We start from the raw sequence: 19571 nt of genomic DNA, 5'->3' as shown, positions 1-19571 counted from the left end.
TTTATATTAGAACGTATCATGAACAAAGAGGGTCGTCGCGGGTTCACTGCCTGCTCACAGAAAGAACGGCAGCACCCGCACGATGGATTGAAAAGGAGCGGCGACGAATGACCGGCGCACGCATGGATACGCTCGCGCGCCTGCGCGGCCGCATTGCCCGTCTCGAGGCGGCCGATGGCGCACAGGACATGCGCCGGGTCGCGCTCGGCCATGACGAGGCGGATGCGGTGCTGCAGGGCGGCCTCGCCACCGGCGCGCTGCACGAGGTGTTCGCCGAGACCGGCCGCCAGGCCGCAGCCGCGACCGGCTTCCTGTGCGGGCTGGCCGCGCGTGCCGCCGCGCGCCGGCCACTGATCTGGATCCGGCAGGATTTCGCCGAACGCGAGATGGGCGCGCTGTCGATGAGCGGGCTCGCCGAGCTCGGGCTCGATCCGCGCCGTCTCGTCATCGTGCGCGCGCCCGATCTCGATCATGCGCTTCGCACCGCCGCCGACGCGCTCGCCTGCGATGCGCTGGGAAGTGTGATGCTGGAGGTGTGGGGCGAGACGCAAAAGCTCGATCTCGTCGCCAGCCGCAAGCTGACCCTGGCGGCGCAGGAGTCCGGCGTCACCGCGCTCATGCTGCGCATTGCAGCTACGCCCGAACCCTCGACCGCCGAGACGCGCTGGATCGTCCGCACCGCGCCGTCGCTGCCCTCGGCGCCCTGGATGGCGTGGGGCGCGCCGCGCCTCGATGCCGAGCTCATTCGCAACCGTCACGGCCAGACCGGACGATGGATCATGGAGTGGACCCCCGATGCGTGCCGTTTCAGCGAACCGGCGGCGGATCCTCAGCCTGTGGCTGCCGCGCCTGCCCATCGATCGCATCAAGCGTCAGCAGGCCCTCACAGGCGCTCCGCCTGAGGCCAAGCCGCAGGTCGTCGTCATCAAGGACGCCAATGCGCTGTTGATTCATTCGCTGGACGAGGTCGCCGTGCGCCATGGCGTCAGCCTTGGCCAGCCGCTGGCGAACGCCCGCGCGGTCTGTCCCGACCTCGTCGCGCATGAGGCCGATCTTACCGCCGATGCTCAGATGCTGGAGAGCATCGCCGACTGGTGCGACCGGTTCACGCCGCTGGTGGCGCTCGACCCGCCGCATGGGCTTTCGCTCGACATCACCGGCTGCGTGCATCTGTTCGGCGGCGAAGCCAGACTGATGCAGTCGGTCTGCGACGCGCTGACCGCGCACGGCTTCACTGTGTCGGCGGCGATCGCCTCCAACGCCGTGTGTGCGCGTACCCTGAACCGGCAGGTGCATGGCCGCATCGTGCCTGACGGCGAGGAGGCGGCCGCGGTCGCGCCGCTGCCGGTGGCTGCGCTGGGCGGCAGCGAGGCGATCACGCTCGGTCTGCGCCGCGCTGGCCTGAAGACCATCGGCGATGTCGCCACGCGTGGCCGCAACGAGATCACCGCGCGCTTCGGCGCCGCCTTCACCCGCGTGCTCGCCCAGGCGCTTGGCGACGCCGATGCGCCGATCAGCCCGCGCAAAGTCCCGCCGGACTACATCGTCGACAAGCGCTTCGCCGAGCCGGTCGCGACCGACACGGTGATCGCGGCCAGCCTGTCCAGCCTGGCGGCGATGCTCGTGGCGGCGATGGCGCAGCAGGGCAAGGGCGCGCGGCGGCTGGAGGCCTGCTTCTTCCGCACCGATGGAATGGTGCGCGTCATCGCGGTCGACACCGGCCAGCCGGTCACCGAAGCCGCTGTCATCGATCGTCTGTTTCGCGAGCGGCTCGAGGCGCTGAACGATCCGCTCGATCCCGGCTTCGGCTTCGACATGATGCGGCTGTCGGCGAGCCGCAGCGAGATCGTGGCGCAGCAGCAGCGCGATCTCGACGCCCATGTGCATGACAATGACGAACTGTCGGCCTTGATCGACCGTATCGCCGCGCGCATCGGGGGAAAACGCGTGGTCGTGCATCTGCCGGTGGACACGCATATTCCGGAACGTGCGGCGCTGCCGCTGCCGGCGCAGCAAAATCTCCCAGCTTCGAGTGCGGCCGACTGGCCCGAGCGTGTTGAAGGCGAGCCGCCGCTGCGACCCTTGCGGCTGTTCGAGCGCCCCGAGGCGATTCAAGTGATCGCCGGCGTGCCCGACGGCCCGCCTGCACGCTTCGTCTGGCGCCGCGCCGCCCATGCGGTGGTCCGTGCCGAAGGCCCGGAGCGCGTCGCGATGGAATGGTGGCGGCCGGACGGGCAGGGCCTCACGCGGGACTATTTCCGCGTCGAGGACGAACACGGCCTGCGCTTCTGGCTCTACCGCGACGGTTTGTATGACCGCGAGCTCGAGCCGCAGCAGGGCGTGCCGGTGCAGCCCGCCTGGTACATGCACGGGCTGTTCGCATGAGGAGCAGGGCGGTCGCACTCATCTCGCGGCAAGCTCGCTGCTCACCCTCCCCTGGAGGGGGAGGGTCGGCTCGCATGCGCGCATGCGAGCCGGGGTGGGGTGACAGCTCATCCGCGTTCGCGGTGCTGATTTTCGCAGGAGCCGAGACGTTCACAATCCTGACTTGTCGACGTCGTGACGACCATTTGCTGGGCTCACCCCACCCCGCCGCGCGCTCTGCGCGCGTCGACCCTCCCCCTCCAGGGGAGGGTGGGCAGCTGCGCAAGCCGCCTTGTGAAGGGCCGTCTTCTGCATCGCATGGGCAGCGCGCCGCCCCAGCCTCCGCGGTCACGCCATGACCCCTATCCCCTATGCCGAGATCGGCATCACCACCAATTTCTCGTTCCTGCACGGCGGCTCGCATCCGCAGGGCTATGTGCACCAGGCCGCCGCGTACGGCCTCCATGCCATCGGCATCGCCGACCACAACACGCTCGCCGGCATCGTGCGCGCCTATAGCGAGTTGAGCAGCGACCGCCTGAGCTACAAGCCGAAGCTCCTCTACGGCGCACGTCTCGTCTTCACCTGCGGCACGCCGGACATCCTGGTCTATCCGCGCGACCGCGCGGCCTATGGCCGGCTGTGCCAGCTGCTCACCCGCGGCAAGCGCGGCAGCGATCTCGACAAGGTTGCCAAGGGCGACTGCCGCCTGAGCTTCGATGATCTCCTCGAATCCATCGAAGGCCAACTCCTGGTGCTGATGCCGCCGCATCGCTTCGACGAGGCCGTCCTCGACAAAATCCTTGCGCGCCTCAAGGACAGCCCCGCCGAAGGCGTGTGGCTCGCCGGCAGCCTGCTGTACCGCGGCGACGATCGCCGCCGGCTGGCGCGGCTGGCGCGTCTCGCCGCATCGGCCAAAGTGCCGCTGATCGCCACCAATGACGTGCTCTATCACCACCCAAGCCAGCGCATGCTGCAGGACGTGCTGACCTGCATCCGCGAGAAGGCCTCGATCGAGACCATCGGCCGACGTCTGCAGGCCAACGCCGAGCGCCATCTCAAACCGGGTCACGAGATGGCGCGGCTGTTCCGCGATCATCCCGACGCCATCGCCGAGACCATCCGCTTCACCGACCGCATCGTCTTTTCGCTCGACCAGCTCAAATACCAATATCCGGACGAGCCGGTGCCGCCGGGCAAGACCGCGCAGGGACATTTGCAGGACCTGACCTGGGCCGGCGCCAAGACCTGCTTCGGCGACCATCTCGACGGCCGTCTGCGCGCCGTCCTCACCAAGGAGCTGGCGCTGATCGCCGAGCTCAACTACGCGCATTATTTCCTCACCGTCCACGACATCGTCCGCTACGCGCGCAGCGAAGGCATCCTGTGCCAGGGCCGCGGCTCGGCGGCGAATTCGGCAGTGTGCTATGTACTCGGCATCACCTCGGTCGATCCGACCAAGATCGATCTGCTGTTCGAGCGCTTCATCTCCAAGGAGCGGCTGGAGCCGCCTGATATCGACGTCGATTTCGAGCATTCGCGGCGCGAAGAGGTGATGCAGTATGTCTATCGCCGCTACGGCCGCCACCGCGCCGCGATCATTGCCACCGTCATCCATTATCGCCCGCGCAGCGCCATCCGCGACGTCGGCAAGGCGCTCGGCCTGACCGAGGACGTCACGTCGGTGCTCGCCGACACCGTGTGGGGCAGCTGGGGCGACGGCCTCTCCGACATGCAGGTGCGCCAGGCCGGCCTCGATCCTGACAATCCGATGATCCGCCGCGCCGTCGAACTCGCCGGGGAGCTGATCACCTTTCCGCGTCATCTGTCGCAGCATGTCGGCGGCTACGTGCTGACGCAGGACAGGCTTGATAGTTACGTGCCGATCGGCAACGCCGCGATGGATGACCGCACCTTCATCGAATGGGACAAGGACGACGTCGACGCGCTCAGCATGATGAAAGTCGACGTGCTCGCGCTGGGCATGCTGACCTGCATCCGCAAGAGCTTTGCGCTGATCGCGCAGCACAAGCACATTCATTACGATCTGGCGTCGGTGCCGCGCGAAGACCCCGAAGTCTACGACATGCTGTGCAAGGGCGAGTCGCTCGGCGTGTTTCAGGTCGAGAGCCGGGCGCAGATGAACATGCTGCCGCGCCTCAAGCCGCGCACCTTCTACGATCTCGTCATCGAGGTCGCGATCGTCCGGCCCGGGCCGATCCAGGGCGACATGGTGCATCCTTATCTTCGCCGCCGCAACGGTCTTGAGCAGGTCAGTTATCCGGCGCCAGCGAATGGCCCGGCCGACGAACTTCACAAGGTTTTGCACAAGACGCTCGGCGTGCCGCTGTTCCAGGAGCAGGCGATGCGGATCGCGATCGAAGCCGCAAAATTCTCGCCCGAGGAGGCCAACGGCCTGCGCCGCGCGATGGCGACGTTCCGCAACGTCGGCACCATCGGCTCCTACGAGGAGAAGATGGTCGGCAACATGATCGCGCGCGGCTACGATCCCGCCTTCGCCAAGAGCTGCTTCGACCAGATCAAGGGGTTCGGCTCCTACGGCTTTCCGGAAAGCCATGCCGCGAGCTTCGCCCAGCTCGTCTACGTCTCGTCCTGGCTGAAATGCTTCCATCCGGATGCGTTCTGTTGCGCGCTGTTGAATTCGCAGCCGATGGGTTTTTATGCGCCGGCGCAGATCGTCGGCGACGCCCACAAGAACAAGGTCGAAATTCGCGACATCGACGTGTCCTACAGTTTCGCCGACAACACGCTGGAGGAGACCGACGGCCAATACTGCGCCGTCCGCCTCGGCTTCCGCCAGATCGACGGCTTCCGCTGGATCGACCGCGACGAGGAGCGGATCAAGAAATTGTCGGAGAAGATGCGGAGGGAGACGCTGGCTGCTTCCGCACCATCGTTCTTGGATGAGCAAGCGACCTCTCCACCGTCATTCCGGGGCGCGCGTAGCGCGAGCCCGGAATCCATAACCCCGAGTCGTGATTATGGATTCCGGGCCTGCGCCCAAGGGGGCGCATCCCGGAATGACGGTGAGGAGACAGCGGCTGACTCACAAGCCCTTCATGCGTTTCGATCGCTCGACGCTGGCGCGTCGCCCCGGAATGACAACGACAAACAAATTCACACGCCGCTTCAAAATGACGACCACGAGGACGACTGGGCCGACCGCATCATCGAGGCCCGTGCCCGCGGTCCCTTCAGCTCGCTGGAGGATTTCGCCCGCGACACCGCCTTGCCCAAGCGTGCGCTCTTGTTACTTGCCGATGCCGATGCGTTCCGCTCGCTCGGGCTCGACCGCCGCGCAGCAATATGGGCCGTGCGGCGGTTGCCCGACGACGTGCCGCTGCCGCTGTTCGAAGCCGCCATCGCCCGTGAGCAGCCGGACGAGGGCGCCCAGCCGCTGCCGGAGATGCCGCTGCCCGAGCACGTCGTCGCGGACTATCAGACCATCCGCCTGTCGTTGAAGGGCCATCCGATGGAGTTCCTGCGCCGGCGTTTCGCTGCCGAAGGCGTGCTGGCCTGCCGCGACGTCAATCATGCCAACGATCGGCGCCGCGTCCGCTGCGCCGGCGTGGTGCTGGTGCGGCAGCGGCCCGGAAGCGCCAAGGGCGTGGTGTTCATGACCCTGGAGGACGAGACCGGGATCGCCAACATCGTGGTGTGGCCGAAGGTGATGGAGACCTTCCGCAAGGAGGTGATGGGCGCGCGCCTCGTGCTGGTCGAAGGCCGCATCCAGAGCAGCCCCGAGAAGGTGGTCCATCTCGTCGCCGAGCGCCTGGTCGACCGCAGCGCCGACCTCGCATTGCTGTCGGACGATCGCCTCGGCGCATCAGCCGTTCCACACGGCCCGATGCCGGCGGAGCCGCTGAACGACGACCGCCGCGATCACCCCGACCATCCCGCCCAGCGCGTCAGCCACCCCCGCAACGTCCGCATCCTGCCGCGGTCGCGGGACTTTCATTAGGGCGATGGGAGGCTCGGCGTGATCCTACGGTTCATCGCGAGTCCGTAGGGTGGGCAAAGGCACGGCGCGCATCGCGCATCGTGACGTGCTTGCCGGTTCCGGGCGTGAAATCACGATTATCGGGAGCGTCGTACGCAAGTTCACAAATTCAGAAAATTCGCGCCCACCCCAAAATTCCACTTTCATTTTTTCCGAAATCATGCTCTAGTCCGCCCATCCCGCTCCATGAAGAAGGGGCGTTGCGCGCGATCGTCACGACACGCGGGGCGGGGAGCGATGGCTGCGAGATGCCGCAGCGTGGGGCTAAGCCTTGCGCGGACGAACGGCAGCTTGCGGACGTGAAGGCGTGTGGTCCTGACGCCCCGATGCTGGCGTCAAGTTCGCGGGTGACGATGATCCCGCTGACGACGGTGGCTAACAAGCCGGACACCGGGGAGAGCACGCAGTAAACGTGAAAACCGTCGCGCAGGGAAGGCCGGGCGTTCTCGGCTGCACCTGTGGTACCTGCCGCCTGCATTTTTTTCGCAGGCGGGCCGCAGGCGTCAGCCGACGCCTGGCCTTCCCTGCGCCCTCTTCACGAGAGGGTGAAACCATCGGCAAGACTCGGACGCATCGGCGCCGCGAGACTGCGTCTTCATGTGCGCGTCACAGTGACCTGATCGAGGCCGCAATCGATGATCGCACGATGCACCGTCGCCAATCGCAGGGCCATGGAAACCATGACTCGATTTTGGGGGAAGCGCACGACGTTGCGATCCTGTTCGAGCCGGAACGCAAACCCGGAGCATGGACTTCAGGCCGGAGTAGGCGCGTACCCGCGGAGGTTGGCCTGTCGGCCGGCATCACCGTCACGGCGATCCATCGTGCCCGCAACGTGTTCATGGTGCGTCGCAGTGAACCCGCGATCGCCCAAAACGAGCTGAATGCAAGCTGAACGGCTGTCGTTCAACTTTCAAATTTTTAAAGCAAAACAGAGGCGAGTGGGGCGATTTTTAGGTTGTTTAAAGCTCCAGTTCCGCACTATTAGCGCAACGATGAGACCGCCAGAGCCGGAATCGTCGACAGATAAAGCGAGCCGATCTGACCAGCCATGGCGTCTGACATGAATCCATCCCCGCAGATGATCAGCACCAGGCGGCTGCTGATCGGCCTTGCCGCCCTGGCGATGGCCGGCGCGGGCGGCTATGGCTACATGCAATTCCAGTCGGGATCGGCTGCGAAAGACAATATCGAGCTCTCCAGCCAGTCCAAGCGCAACGGCACCACCTTTACGCCATCGGCTGCGGAATGGGCGACGCTGACGATCGAGCCGGTCTGCGACAAGATTTTCCGTGCCGAGCACGTCACCGAGGGCAAGGTTGCCGTCGACGAGGACCGCTCGACACCGGTGTTCTCCCCCTATGCCGGCCGCGTCACCAAGCTGCTTGCCCGCCCGGGCGACAACGTCAAGCAGGGCCAGCCGCTGTTCGTGATCGAGGCGGCCGACACCGTACAGGCCCAGAACGATTTCATCGCCGCCATCACCTCGATGAACAAGGCAAAGTCCGCGCTCGACCTCGCCGACATCCAGTACAAGCGCGCCAAGGACCTGTTCGAAGGCCGGGCGATTCCGCTGAAGGATTTTCAGCAGGCGGAGGCGACCTCCGTTCAGGCCCAGAATGACATGCGGTCGTCACAAACGGCGCTCGAGGCCGCGCGCAACAAGCTGCGCATCCTCGGCTTCACGGATGCCGCGATCACCGATTTCCAGAGCAAGGGCGTGATCGACCGCGAGATCACGATCTATTCGCCGATCGCCGGCACGGTCGTGCAGCGCAAGGTCGGCCCCGGGCAATACGTCAACTCCGGCGCGAGCGATCCGGTGTTCGTGATCGGCGATCTCTCCACCGTTTGGCTCACGGCGTTCGTCCGCGAGAGCGATGCGGCCCTGGTGAACGTCGGCGAGGAGATTCTCGTCAACGTGCTGGCGCTGCCCGGCCGGCCGCTCAAGGCCAGCATCAACTACGTCGCCGCTTCGATCGACCCGGCGAGCCGCAGGCTGCTCGTCCGCGCGACCATCGACAACAAGGATGGCCTGCTGAAGCCCGAGATGTTCGCCAATGTGACGATCTATTCGCCAGGCGAACAGCCCGCCGTCGCAGTGCCCCGACAGGCGCTGATCTACGAAGGCGACCAGGTCCGCGTCTGGGTCGCCCGTCCCGACAAGTCGATCGAGCTGCGCAAGATCAAGACCGGTTTGATCAATGGCGATCAGGTCGCGGTCGAAAACAATCTGAGCTCGGGCGAGCAGATCGTGACCAAGGGCAGCCTGTTCATCGATCGCGCAGCCTCGGGCAGCTGAGATGCGGTCTCCCTGCCTGCCTTCCTGAAAGTGCCGATCTGAATGGACCGCCTCGTCGCCATCGCCGTCCAGCGGCGCTTCCTCATGGTCGGAATGTTCGTCGCCATTCTGATCGGCGGCGTGATCGCCTTCCAGCAGCTGAACATCGAAGCCTATCCCGATCCGACCCCGCCGATGGTCGACATCGTGACGCAGAGCAACGGCCTGTCGGCAGAGGAGATCGAGCGCTACATCACGATCCCGATCGAGACCCAGGTCGCCGGCATCAAGAACCTGCGCACTATCAGAACGATTTCGCTGTACGGCCTGTCCGACGTCAAGCTGCAGTTCTCGTTCGACTACACCTATGACGAGGCGCTGCAGCAGGTGCTGAACCGGCTGTCGCAACTGTCGCCGCTGCCGGGCAACGTCACGCCGCAGATCTCGCCGTTGAGCGCGGTGGGCGAAATCTATCGTTACCGGCTGCGCGGCCCGCCCGGCTACAGCGTGCTCGACCTCAAGACCCTGCAGGACTGGGTGCTGCAGCGCCGCTTCCGCGCAGTGCCGGGCGTCGTCGACGTCACCGGCTGGGGCGGCAAGACCAAGACCTATGAGATCCAGGTCGATTTCAACAAGCTCGTCGCCAACGGCCTGACCCTGCCGCAACTGCTGCAGGCGGTCGGCAACTCCAACATCAATGTCGGCGGCAACACGGTCGAGATCGGCACGCAATCGGCGGTGGTGCGCGGCGTCGGCCTGATCCGCTCGATGGACGACCTTGCCAACACCATGGTGTCGCAGAGCGGCGGCAATCCGGTCCTGGTCAGGGATGTCGCCACCGTCACCATCGCGGAAAAGCAGCGGCTCGGCATCGCCGGCCTCAACAACAACGACGACATCGTCCAGGGCATCGTCCTGATGCGGCGCGGCGAGCAGAGTTCGCCGACCATCGCGCGGGTCGAGCAACTGGTCGACCAGATCAATCGCTCCACCATCCTGCCGCCGGGCGTGCGCATCGAGCGCATCTACGACCGCAAGGACCTGATCGACACCACGACGCACACCGTGCTCCACAACATGGTGGTCGGCATCGGCCTGATCGTGCTGCTGCAGTGGATATTCCTCGGGAATCTGCGCAGCGCGCTGATCGTCGGCGCCACCATTCCATTTGCGCTGTTCTTTGCCGTCATCATCCTGGTGCTGCGCGGCGAGTCCGCCAATCTGCTGTCGGTCGGCGCGATCGATTTCGGCCTGATCGTCGATGCCACGGTCATCATGGTCGAGGCGATCTTCCGCCGGCTGACGCAGACCACGCCTTTGTCCGCGGCCGAGGAGAGCCATATCTCGCCCGAGACGATGATGGGCATGAAGAGCCACGCGATCCTCTCGGCCGCAGCGGACGTGTCGCGTTCGATCTTCTTTGCCGCCGCCATCATCATCGCCGCGTTCCTGCCGCTGTTCACCCTGAGCGGCGTCGAAGGCAACATCTTCGGACCGATGGCGCGCACCTATGCTTATGCGCTGGCCGGCGGTCTGCTCGCGACCTTCACGGTGACGCCGGCGCTGAGCGCGATCATTCTTCCGACCCATGTCGAGGAGACTGAGACGCGCCTGATGCGGCTGCTGCACGCGATCTATGCGCCGGCGCTGCGCTGGGCGGTGGGCAACCGCAACCTGGTGATGACCGGCGCGGTCGGCCTCGTGCTGCTCACCGTGGTGGTCGGCCGGCTGCTTGGTCTCGAATTCCTGCCCAAGCTGGAAGAGGGCAACCTCTGGATCCGCGCGACCCTGCCACCGACGATCTCGCTGCAGGAGGGCAACGCCTCCGTCAACGAGATGCGCAAGATGATCCGCGCGCGGCCCGAAGTCGAGGCCGTGGTCTCGCAGCACGGCCGTCCCGACGACGGCACCGACGCCGCCGGCTTCTTCAATGCCGAGTTCTTCGCGCCGCTGAAGCCGGTGAAGGACTGGCCCGGCACCAAGGACAAGGATCAGCTCACCGCGGAGCTCTTGAAGCAGCTCGATGACCGCTTTCCCGGCGTCGAGTTCAACTTCTCGCAATATCTGCAGGACAACGTCTCGGAGGCGGTGTCCGGCGTGAAGGGCGAGAACTCGATCAAGCTCTATGGCAACGACCTCCAGGCGCTGACCGACACCGCCAACAAGATCAAGACGGTCCTGTCCACCGTGCAGGGCGTGACCGATCTCGCGGTGTTCACCTCGCTCGGCCAGCCGACGGTGCAGATCGACATCGATCGCGCCAAGGCGGCGCGCTATGGGCTGGCGCCGGGTGACATCAACGCCACGATCAAGGTTGCGATCGGCGGCGACACCGCGGGCGATCTGTACGAGCCGGGCTCCGACCGCCATTTCCCGATCATCGTTCGCCTGGCGCCGGAATATCGCAAGAGCGCGGAGAAAATCGAGAATTTGCGCATCGGCGCCCAGGGGCCGAACGGCATCACGCAGATTCCGCTGAGCGAGGTCGCGACCATCAAGCTGGTGTCGGGCGCCGCCTACATCTATCGCGAGCAGCAGGAGCGCTATCTGCCGATCAAGTTCTCGGTGCGCGAGCGCGATCTCGGCAGCGCGATCCAGGAGGCGCAGCAGAAGGTCGCAGACCAGGTGCAGCTGCCGGCCGGCTCGCGCGTCGAATGGGTCGGCGAATTCGGCAATCTGCAGGACGCGATCAAGCGGCTGTCGATCGTGGTGCCGATCAGCCTCGCTCTGATCGGCGTGCTGCTGTGGTTCAATTTCGGCTCGATGGCCGACACGTTGCTGGCCATGAGCGTGATCCCGATGGCGATCTTCGGCGGCGTCGTCGGCCTCGTATTGACCGGCATTCCGTTCAGCGTCTCGGCCGCGATCGGCTTCATCGCTTTGTTCGGCATCGCCGTGATGGACGGCATCATCATCCTGTCGCAGTTCAACCAGCTGATCGACGAAGGCGTCGACCGCATCGAGGCCGTCATCCGCACCGGCGAATTGCAGCTGCGCCCGGTGTTGATGACCTGCGTCGTCGCCGGCATCGGCCTGTTTCCGGCGGCGCTGTCGACTGGCATCGGCTCGCAGGTGCAGAAGCCGCTCGCGATCGTCGTGGTCACCGGCATGATGCTGGCGCCGGTGGTCATCCTGATCACGCTGCCGGTGCTGATCTCGCTGTTCTCGCGCCGGCGGCTTCGCTAGATCCGCATGTGCGCGTCGATGCGCGCGGCGGCATCGCCATCGACCGCGGCGGCATCGACGATCTCGCCGCGCTTGAAGACGAGGTAGCGGTCGCTGATCCCGAGCGCGAACGGCAGGTGCTGCTCGACCACGATCATCGAGGTGCCGATCTCGCGCCGGACCCGGACCAGCACCTCGGACAGGCGATCGACCACGGAGGGCTGCAGGCCCTCGGTGACCTCGTCGAGCAGCAGCACCTCGGGCTTCGCCATCAGCGCCCGCGCCACGATCAGCATCTTCTGCTCGCCGCCCGACAGCGTCCCGGCGCGCTGGTTCAGCCGCTTGGTAAGGACCGGAAACCAACTGCCGACCTGTTCGAACCGGGCGGGCATGTCGTCATCCGTGAGCACGCCGAGCCGGAGATTGTCGCGCACCGACAGGTCCTGGAACAGCGCATGCTCCTGCGGAACATAGACCAGCCCCATCTTCCGCTTCAGATGCGGCGCCACCCGCGTCACGTCCTTGCCTGCAAGCTGCACGCTGCCGCGCCACGCCGGCAGGAAGCCGGTGATGGCCTTGAGCAGCGAGGTCTTGCCCATGCCGTTCTTGCCGACGATGGCGAGCGTCTCGGCTTTTGCCAGTGCAAAGCCGACATTGCTGATCACCTCGGAGGAGCCATAGCCGCTGGCCAGCTCGTTGACCCCCAGCATCGTGCTCATGCTGGCACCTCCGCATGCGGCACGTGCTGGCCGGTGTAGATCTCGCGGACGAGCTCGCTGTTGACGACCTCGTCGACGGAGCCGTCGAGCGCGAGGCGGCCCTGGTGCAGCACGATGATGCGCGAGGAGATCTCGCGGACGAAATCGAGATCGTGCTCGACCAGCAGGATGCAGAGGCGGTCGCGGCGGGCGAGGGCGGTGAGGATGTCGGCAAAGCTCTGGCGCTCGGCGCGCGTCAGTCCGGCGGTCGGCTCGTCCAGCAGCAGCACGTCGGGCTCCAGCGAGAGCACCATCGCGAGCTCGAGGGCCTGCTTCAGCCCATGGCTGAGATTGCGCGCTTCCTCATCGAGCCGCTCGCTGAGCCCGGACCGTTCGACGACGGACATGGCTGCTGGCGGAAGCTCAAGCGTCGCGGAGCGCGACGTCAGGGCCGGCGGATCGGCGTGTGTCCGCGCCACACGCAGACACTCGGCCACCGTCAGCGTCTCGAATACGGACGCTGTCTGGAACTTGCGGCCGAGCCCAAAACGGACGACGCGATCCGGCGACAGCCGCGCAATGTCATGGCCGGCGATCCCGACGTCGCCCGTCGAGCGTTCGCGCCCATCGGAAAGGCAGCGGATCAAGGTGGTCTTGCCGGCCCCATTCGGACCAACCAGGCTCAGCAATTCGCCGCGATGCGCAGTGAACTCCACGCCGTCCAGCACCGAGAGGCTGCCGTAATGCTTGCCGAGCGCGCGGACTTCGATGGCGACGGCGTCCGGATTGTTGACCGCCGTGGCGGCAGCGGCTTGGCGCAGCATCGTCGCCGTGCCTCGCCCCGCACCGCCGCCACGCTTGAACAGGCGCATCACTGCGCCGAGCAGGCCATCGGGGAAGACGAGGATCACGACGATCAGCGCCAGTCCGACGATCAGCTCCCAGACGTAGGGCAGGCTATTGGCGAGATAGGCGCTCGCCACTTCCATGCACAGCGCGCCGATCACCGGGCCGATCACGGTGCCGCGGCCACCGAGCGCGACCATGATGACGAGATTGGTGCCGAAGGTGAAGCTGGCGTTTTCGGGCGCGGCGACGCCGCCAAAGCCCGCATAGAAGAAACCGGCGAGCGCGGAGACGACAGCAGACAGGACGAGGACGATGATGCGCAGCCGCGAGGTGTCGATGCCGAGATAGGTGCAGCGCGCGTCATTGTCGCGCAGCGCGGCCAGCAGGCGGCCGGTGTCGCTGCGCATCACGACGAGCGCGAGCACCGAGGTCGCAAGCAGCCCGAGACCGGCGAGTCGCAGCCAGGTTTCGATCTCGAGATCGAAGCTCTCGAAGCCGACGAGGCCACTGGAGGAGCCCGTGAAGGTGCCGCCGGAATAAAGGATCTGCACCAGCACGATTGGAACGACCAGCGAGATCACCGAGGCGTAGAGTGGCGTCGAGCCGGGATAGAACGACAGCCAGCCGGTGAAAGCGGCGACCGCCGCAGCGACGGCCATCGCCGCTGCGATCGCTGCGCACACTTGCCAAGTGCCGAAGCCGTATTCGGTGAACATGATCGCCAGCGCGTAGGCGCCGATGCCGAAGAATGCCGACTGGCCGAAGGTCAGCGTGCCGCAATAGCCCCACATGATGTCGACCGTAATGGCGGCGATGGCGACGAAGCAGGCGCGCACGAGGATGTTTACGAGGTAGTTATCGAGCAGCAGCGGCGCGACGACGATCACGCCGGCCGCCATCGCCACCATCAAGCCTGGGACGATCAGGCGCGGCATCGGACGGCGCGCCGGTGTGTCGGGCGAGGCGAGCGGACGCGCATCAGGCACGGGCAAAGCCCTCCGGCCGAATCCGCAGGACGATGGCGGCGCAGATCGCAATGGTCAGCCCGCCGAGGATCGGATTGACGAAGGTGGAGACCAGCACCTGCAACGTGCCGAGCACGAGACAGGAGCCTGCCAGCGCCAGCAGCGAACCGCCGGAGACCATGACCAGCATGAACGCGCCGATCAGCCAGGGCACGCCCATGTTCGGATCGACGCTGGACAGCGGCGTGATCAGCGCGCCCGACAGGGCCGCAAGACCGCTGCCGAGCGCGAAGGTGATGAGCCGTACGCGGGAAGAGTCCACACCGAGCCCCTGCGCCAGCATCTCGTTCATGATGACGGCCTTGGTCGACAGACCGAGCCGCGTGCCGTTGAGCAGACCGGCGAACAGCAGCGCGACGATCACGGCGGCGACGATCATCACCAGCCGGTAGGCCGAATAATCGGTACCGAGCAGATGCACCGTGCCCGAGATCGGGGCCTGCACGAACTGAACCTCGCGGCCGAACATCAGGGTGATGAGCTGGCCGAGCACGATGCCGAGCCCCCAGGTGGCGAGGATCGCATCGAGCGGACGCTTGTAGAGACGCCGCACGATCACGACCTCCGTGATCCCGCCGCAGACGGCGCCGGCCGCGAAGGCGAGTGGCAGCACCAGAAACCACGGCAGGTTCAGCTGGGCGCCGACCAGCGCGGCGTAGGCGCCGACTGTGAGGAAGGCGGCGTGGGCGAAATTGATGATCTTCATGACGCCGAACACGATCAGGAGTCCGGCGGCAATGATGAAGAGCATGGCGGCCGTCGTGACGGCATCGAGGGCGACGGTCAGCATGGTCACTTCCAGTCGAGAGGTTGCGAGGCGGACGCGCGTCCGCCCCGCAGGATTTTACGCGATCAGGACTTGCCCGGGCACTGCGCGCCGGGATCGACATTCGCAAAGCTCTGGATCACCTTGACGCTGCCGTCGGCCTGGACCTGGCCGAGATACATGGTCAGCGGCGCATGGCGCTGCTTGTCCATTTTGATGCTCCCGCGCGGACCGTCGACCGAAACCTCGGCCAGCGCCTTCAGCACCTTGTCCTGATCGGTGCTGCCGGCTTTCTCGACCGCGGCCTTGTAGGCATAGACCGCCTCATATTGCGGAACCGAAAGATCATTCGGGGTCTTCAGCTCGGCGCCGAACTTCTTGGCCATCGATGCGAGGAAGGTCTTGTTGGCGGGGGTGTCGATGCCGGTCACGTAGGAGGCAGACAGGAAGATGCCGGCCGCATCGGCACCCATGCCCTTGGCGGTGCCCTCGTCGACGGCGAGATTGCCGTAAGGCAGGTTCACGCCGGCGGCGCGCAGCTGCTTCGTCAGGGTGACGTTCGGCGCGCCGCCCGCGGTCGAGGTGATCAGCGCATCCGCGCCCGATGCCTTGAGCTTGGAGATGATCGAGGTCCAGTCGGAGCCGTCCATCGGCAGGTACTCCTCGCCGACCACTTTGCCTCCAGTCTTCTCAATATAAGCCTTGGTGAAGGCGAGCATGCCGCGGCCGAACGCGTAGTCGGAGCCGATCAGGAAGTAGCCCTTCGCCTTCTTCTCCTTGTTGAAGTAGTCGACGATCGGCGGCACCTGCTGATCCGGTACCCAGGCGTTGACGTAGAGGTAGGGGCTGCAGGACTTGCCCTCGTAGAACGAGGTGTAGATGAACGGCGTCTTGCCGCGGGCGACTATCGGCAGCCCGGCGTTGCGGGCGGCGCTGGTCTCCATCGAGATCAGGACGTTGACCTTCTTCTGGAAGATCAGGGCGTCGAACGCCTTCTGGGCGCCTGCCGCGCCCGACGCATCATCCGCGACCTCGAGCGCAAGCTTGCGGCCGAGCACGCCGCCCTTGGCGTTGATCTCCTCGACCGCAAGCTCGGCGGACTGCACCACCGAAGGGGCGACGACGGAGTTGGCGCCGGAGAGGCCGACGGGAACGCCGATCTTGATCGGATCGGCGGCCAGGGCAGGCGAGAGCGCCGTTCCCGCCACAAGGGCGAGCGCCAGCGAAGTAGTCAGCAAACGCGATGTCATCGATTGTCCTCCGTGAATGGTCGAAACAGAAGCTTGCGAAGTTGTCAGTACCAGCCGCGCTTGACGTCGCTGCCGAGCATCTCGTCATAAACGTCGGAGCGGCGGTCGCGCAGGACCTGGTTGAACGCATTCCAATTGCGGGCGCGGCGGGCCTCGCCCAGTGCTACATCCGCAATCACGATCTCCTCCTGGTCGCGGCTGGCAGGGCCGGCGACCGGCCAGCCGGTGTAGCTTACGATCAGGCTTTGGCCCTCGAACGGCTGGCCGCGCTCGACGCCGACGCGGTCGGCGCAGGCGATGAAGATCGAGTTGGAATGCGCGGCCGCCATCGCCAGGGTGTTGGCCATCGCTTCGCGGCCCTGAGCCTGGCCGGGGATCGGCACCCAGTTTGTCGGCACGCAGACGATGTCGGCGCCCTGCAGCGCATTGAGGCGGTAGCTCTCCGGGAACCAGCCATCGTAGCAGATCGCCATGCCGATGCGGCCGATCTCGGTGTGATAGACGGGAAAGCCGAGATTGCCGGGTTCGAAATACAGGTTCTCCTCGTTCCACAGATGCACCTTGCGGAAGGTGCCGATGTAGCCCTTCGGCCCGATCAGCACCGCGCTGTTGTAGAGTTTCGTCCCGTCGCGCTCGCAGATGCCGGCAACGAGGTGCAGCCCGTGCTTGGCCGCGATCTCGCTCCATGCGGTCACGGCCGGGCCACCGGGGATCGTCTCCGATGCGGCGAAGGCCTCCTCGCGCGATCTGAACACGTAGCCTGAGGAGGCGAGCTCGGGGAGCACCACGAGCCTGGCGCCTTGCGCCACCGCCTGTTGGATCAGATCGAGGCTGTGGGCGAGGTTGGTGGCCAACTCGCCGACCATCGGCTGCATCTGGATGCAGGCGATCCGCACTTTGCTGTCGTCATCCGTCGTCAAGGCACGAGTCTCCGTTGCGTTCGCGAGGGTCGCGCGCGCCAAACAAAAAGCCCCCGACTGCGCCTTGCGGCGCAATGCGAGGGCTACATAGCCTGATGTGAAATGGCCGACCGGCCATTGGCGGACATCCGATGTCCGCAACTGCCCCAAGTAACTCTCATGCGCGAAACGAAGTCAACGCCATCGCCTGCAAAAATTTCAGGCCTGCGCTGCCCAACGCATGAGCGCGGAAACACCCGCTCAGCGCGAGGCCGGGGCATCGAGCACCCCCAATCCGCCGAGCGTCTCCTGCGCATTGATGATCGAGATCGCGATGTCGGCCATCGCCACGCGCTTCTGCGTCGCCTGCGCGCGGATCAGCTCATAGGCCTCGACCTCGCCGACCTGCTTCAGCCCCATCAGGATCTTCACCGCCTTGTCGACGTCGCGCCGCGCCTTCAAGGTCTCCTCGAGCTTCTGCACCTTGCCTTCGAGCCTGCGCGTGTAGCCGCGCAGCGAGCGCGCCAGCACCAGCGAAGAGAGAATGCCGAATGAGCGGATCGGCTTGTTGACGACGCCATGCGCATTGCTGTCGAGCAGCCGCTTCAGGATGGTCGGATTCTCGTAGTCGACGATGGCGATGAAGGTGAGGGGATGCTCGCTGGTGCCTTCCGGAAAGATCATCTCCTCCGACGTCTCGATCAGCTGGAACACGGTGTCGATGTCGTGCGGAAGCGCGACCGGAGGCGGCCACACGCCGCGCACGTTGCAGCCGATGCGCTTGAGCTGGTCGATCAGCGCATCGCCTTCGGCATCGCGCGGATGGATCACCAGCACGCGCGCGCCGCGCAGATCCTCGATGAGGCGGCGCACGCCGGGTTTCATGCGGTCATCCGGCCTCATGCCGACAGCGCCTCTTCGCTCAGCCAGCGGCCGCCGATCGGCGACACCGAGAGGTAGGGATCCGGCTTGATCGGGCTCTTGCTCTCCCAGACAATGTCGAACTGCCCATCGGAGCGGACGCGGCCGATCCGCGGCGTCGTCCAGACGTGGTTGTTGTCGGGATCGATGCGGATCGGCCCCTCCGGCGCTTCGAGGCTGAGGCCGAGCGCGGCCTCGACCAGCTTCTGCGTGTCGAGGCTGCCGGCTTGCTCCAGCGCCCGCGCAAACAGCTTGATCTGCGCATAGGCCGACGCGCTCCACATGCTGACCGGCGTCTCCGCGCCGAAAGTTGCCGCAAACGCCGCCTTGAAGCGGTCGTTGCTGTCGCGCGCCAGCGTGCCGAAATAGCTCGCCGCGGTCAGGTGGCCGGCGCAGTATTCGGCGCCGATGGCGCGGACCTCGCCTTCGGCCATCGTGAGGCTGGCGATCGGCAGCCGCTTGGGATCGAAGCCTGAACGCGCATACATGCGGTAGAAGCGCTGCGCAGTGCGGCCGACGATGGTCGAGAACACGACGTCCGGCGCGGCATCCCTGATGGCGTCGAGGCTGCGCGTGAGTTCGGCGTCGGTTGCTTCCATCGTGACATATTGCTCGCCGACCACGCGGCCGGCATAGGACTCGACGAGGTCGCGCATGATGCGGTTGGATTCGCGCGGATAGATGTAGTCCGAGCCGATCAAATAGACCCGCGGGCCGTGCTTGCGCACGATGTATTCGGCAAGCTGGAACGCGTTCTGGTTCGGCGCCGGTCCGGTGTAGATCACGTTCGGCGAATATTCAAAACCCTCGTAGAGCGAGGGATACCAGAGCAGGCCGTTGCGCCGCTCGATCGCCGGCAGCACAGCCTTGCGCTCGGCCGAGGTCGAGCAGCCGAATACGACGGAGGCGCCGTCTTCGGTGAGCAGGCGGTCGGCGAGCTTGCGGAAGGTCTCGGGCTGCGATCCCGGATCATAGGCAATGACCTCGATCTCGCGGCCGAGCACGCCGCCCCCCTGGTTGATCTCCTGGATCGCCAATGCGGTGCCGAAGAAGTGCTCGGATTCCGTCACTTCCATCAGGCCGCTGCGCGAGAACAGCACGCCGACGCGCCAGGCATCCTTGTCGGATGATTTTGCGGTCGGTCTCGTCGTCATCATCATGCCTCCAGGTCGACGGGCCGGTCGGGCCGGCTCGGAAAGCGCGGACTATTGCGACTCGTTGGGCGGTTGGCAACGGGGCAGGGACTCCGGCGAGGTTCCTCGTCGCTGCGAGCGACCGCGTTGCCGCGACGCCCTGGGCGTCCGGATCATGCGGCAGGCGAGCCCTCGACGA

General features: G+C 65.8%; 13 protein-coding genes. 6 read left to right on the top strand and 7 right to left on the bottom strand.

Translation table 11 applies throughout. The features are described 5' to 3' along the window. Positions 1 to 107: 107 nt before the first annotated feature. From S58_RS24355 to S58_RS24330, 6 genes are all read left to right on the top strand, one after another. On the top strand, positions 108 to 902 hold the full coding sequence (locus S58_RS24355) for an ImuA family protein (protein WP_015668043.1): 795 nt from the start codon (positions 108 to 110) through the stop codon (positions 900 to 902). Beyond that, positions 796 to 2385: a Y-family DNA polymerase gene (locus S58_RS24350; protein WP_015668042.1), complete on the top strand. Its 1590-nt coding sequence runs from the start codon at positions 796 to 798 to the stop codon at positions 2383 to 2385. The genes S58_RS24355 and S58_RS24350 overlap by 107 nt, the downstream gene beginning before the upstream one ends. Positions 2386 to 2719: 334 nt before the next feature. Beyond that, the gene (locus S58_RS24345) at positions 2720 to 6346 is read left to right on the top strand and encodes an error-prone DNA polymerase (protein ID WP_015668041.1); all 3627 of its coding nucleotides are present in this window, start codon (positions 2720 to 2722) and stop codon (positions 6344 to 6346) included. Between the two features lie 451 nt (positions 6347 to 6797). Then, the gene (locus S58_RS38310) at positions 6798 to 7280 is read left to right on the top strand and encodes a hypothetical protein (RefSeq protein WP_015668039.1); all 483 of its coding nucleotides are present in this window, start codon (positions 6798 to 6800) and stop codon (positions 7278 to 7280) included. Between the two features lie 168 nt (positions 7281 to 7448). Then, the gene (locus S58_RS24335; RefSeq protein ID WP_377812043.1) at positions 7449 to 8687 is read left to right on the top strand and encodes an efflux RND transporter periplasmic adaptor subunit; all 1239 of its coding nucleotides are present in this window, start codon (positions 7449 to 7451) and stop codon (positions 8685 to 8687) included. Between the two features lie 42 nt (positions 8688 to 8729). Further along, entirely contained in the window at positions 8730 to 11852 is a 3123-nt protein-coding gene (locus S58_RS24330; protein WP_015668037.1) for an efflux RND transporter permease subunit, read from the top strand. Here the strand turns inward: S58_RS24330 and S58_RS24325 are convergent. From S58_RS24325 to S58_RS24295, 7 genes are all read right to left on the bottom strand, one after another. After that, a complete protein-coding gene (locus tag S58_RS24325; protein WP_015668036.1) occupies positions 11849 to 12550 on the bottom strand; it encodes an ABC transporter ATP-binding protein in 702 nt (233 codons plus the stop codon). The genes S58_RS24330 and S58_RS24325 overlap by 4 nt on opposite strands. Then, the gene (locus S58_RS24320) at positions 12547 to 14313 is read right to left on the bottom strand and encodes a branched-chain amino acid ABC transporter ATP-binding protein/permease (RefSeq protein WP_042340899.1); all 1767 of its coding nucleotides are present in this window, start codon (positions 14311 to 14313) and stop codon (positions 12547 to 12549) included. The genes S58_RS24325 and S58_RS24320 overlap by 4 nt, the downstream gene beginning before the upstream one ends. 43 nt (positions 14314 to 14356) lie before the next feature. Continuing rightward, positions 14357 to 15193: a branched-chain amino acid ABC transporter permease gene (locus S58_RS24315; RefSeq protein WP_015668034.1), complete on the bottom strand. Its 837-nt coding sequence runs from the start codon at positions 15191 to 15193 to the stop codon at positions 14357 to 14359. A 62-nt stretch (positions 15194 to 15255) separates the two neighbouring features. Next, a complete protein-coding gene (locus tag S58_RS24310) occupies positions 15256 to 16419 on the bottom strand; it encodes a substrate-binding protein (RefSeq protein WP_015668033.1) in 1164 nt (387 codons plus the stop codon). A 44-nt stretch (positions 16420 to 16463) separates the two neighbouring features. Next, positions 16464 to 17339 (bottom strand): nitrilase family protein, encoded by an 876-nt coding sequence (locus S58_RS24305; RefSeq protein WP_144058382.1) that lies wholly within the window; start codon positions 17337 to 17339, stop codon positions 16464 to 16466. Positions 17340 to 17579: 240 nt separating this feature from the next. Then, positions 17580 to 18203, bottom strand: a complete 624-nt coding sequence (locus S58_RS24300) for an ANTAR domain-containing response regulator (RefSeq protein WP_015668031.1) — start codon at positions 18201 to 18203, stop codon at positions 17580 to 17582. A 14-nt stretch (positions 18204 to 18217) separates the two neighbouring features. Next, positions 18218 to 19393, bottom strand: a complete 1176-nt coding sequence (locus S58_RS24295) for a transporter substrate-binding domain-containing protein (protein ID WP_015668030.1) — start codon at positions 19391 to 19393, stop codon at positions 18218 to 18220. Positions 19394 to 19571: the final 178 nt, after the last annotated feature.

The sequence above is a fragment of the Bradyrhizobium oligotrophicum S58 genome (genome assembly GCF_000344805.1).
GTDB classification, from domain to species: Bacteria; Pseudomonadota; Alphaproteobacteria; order Rhizobiales; family Xanthobacteraceae; genus Bradyrhizobium; species Bradyrhizobium oligotrophicum.
Note: the sequence above shows the minus strand (reverse complement) of the source record. Positions and strands in the feature narration are given on the sequence as shown.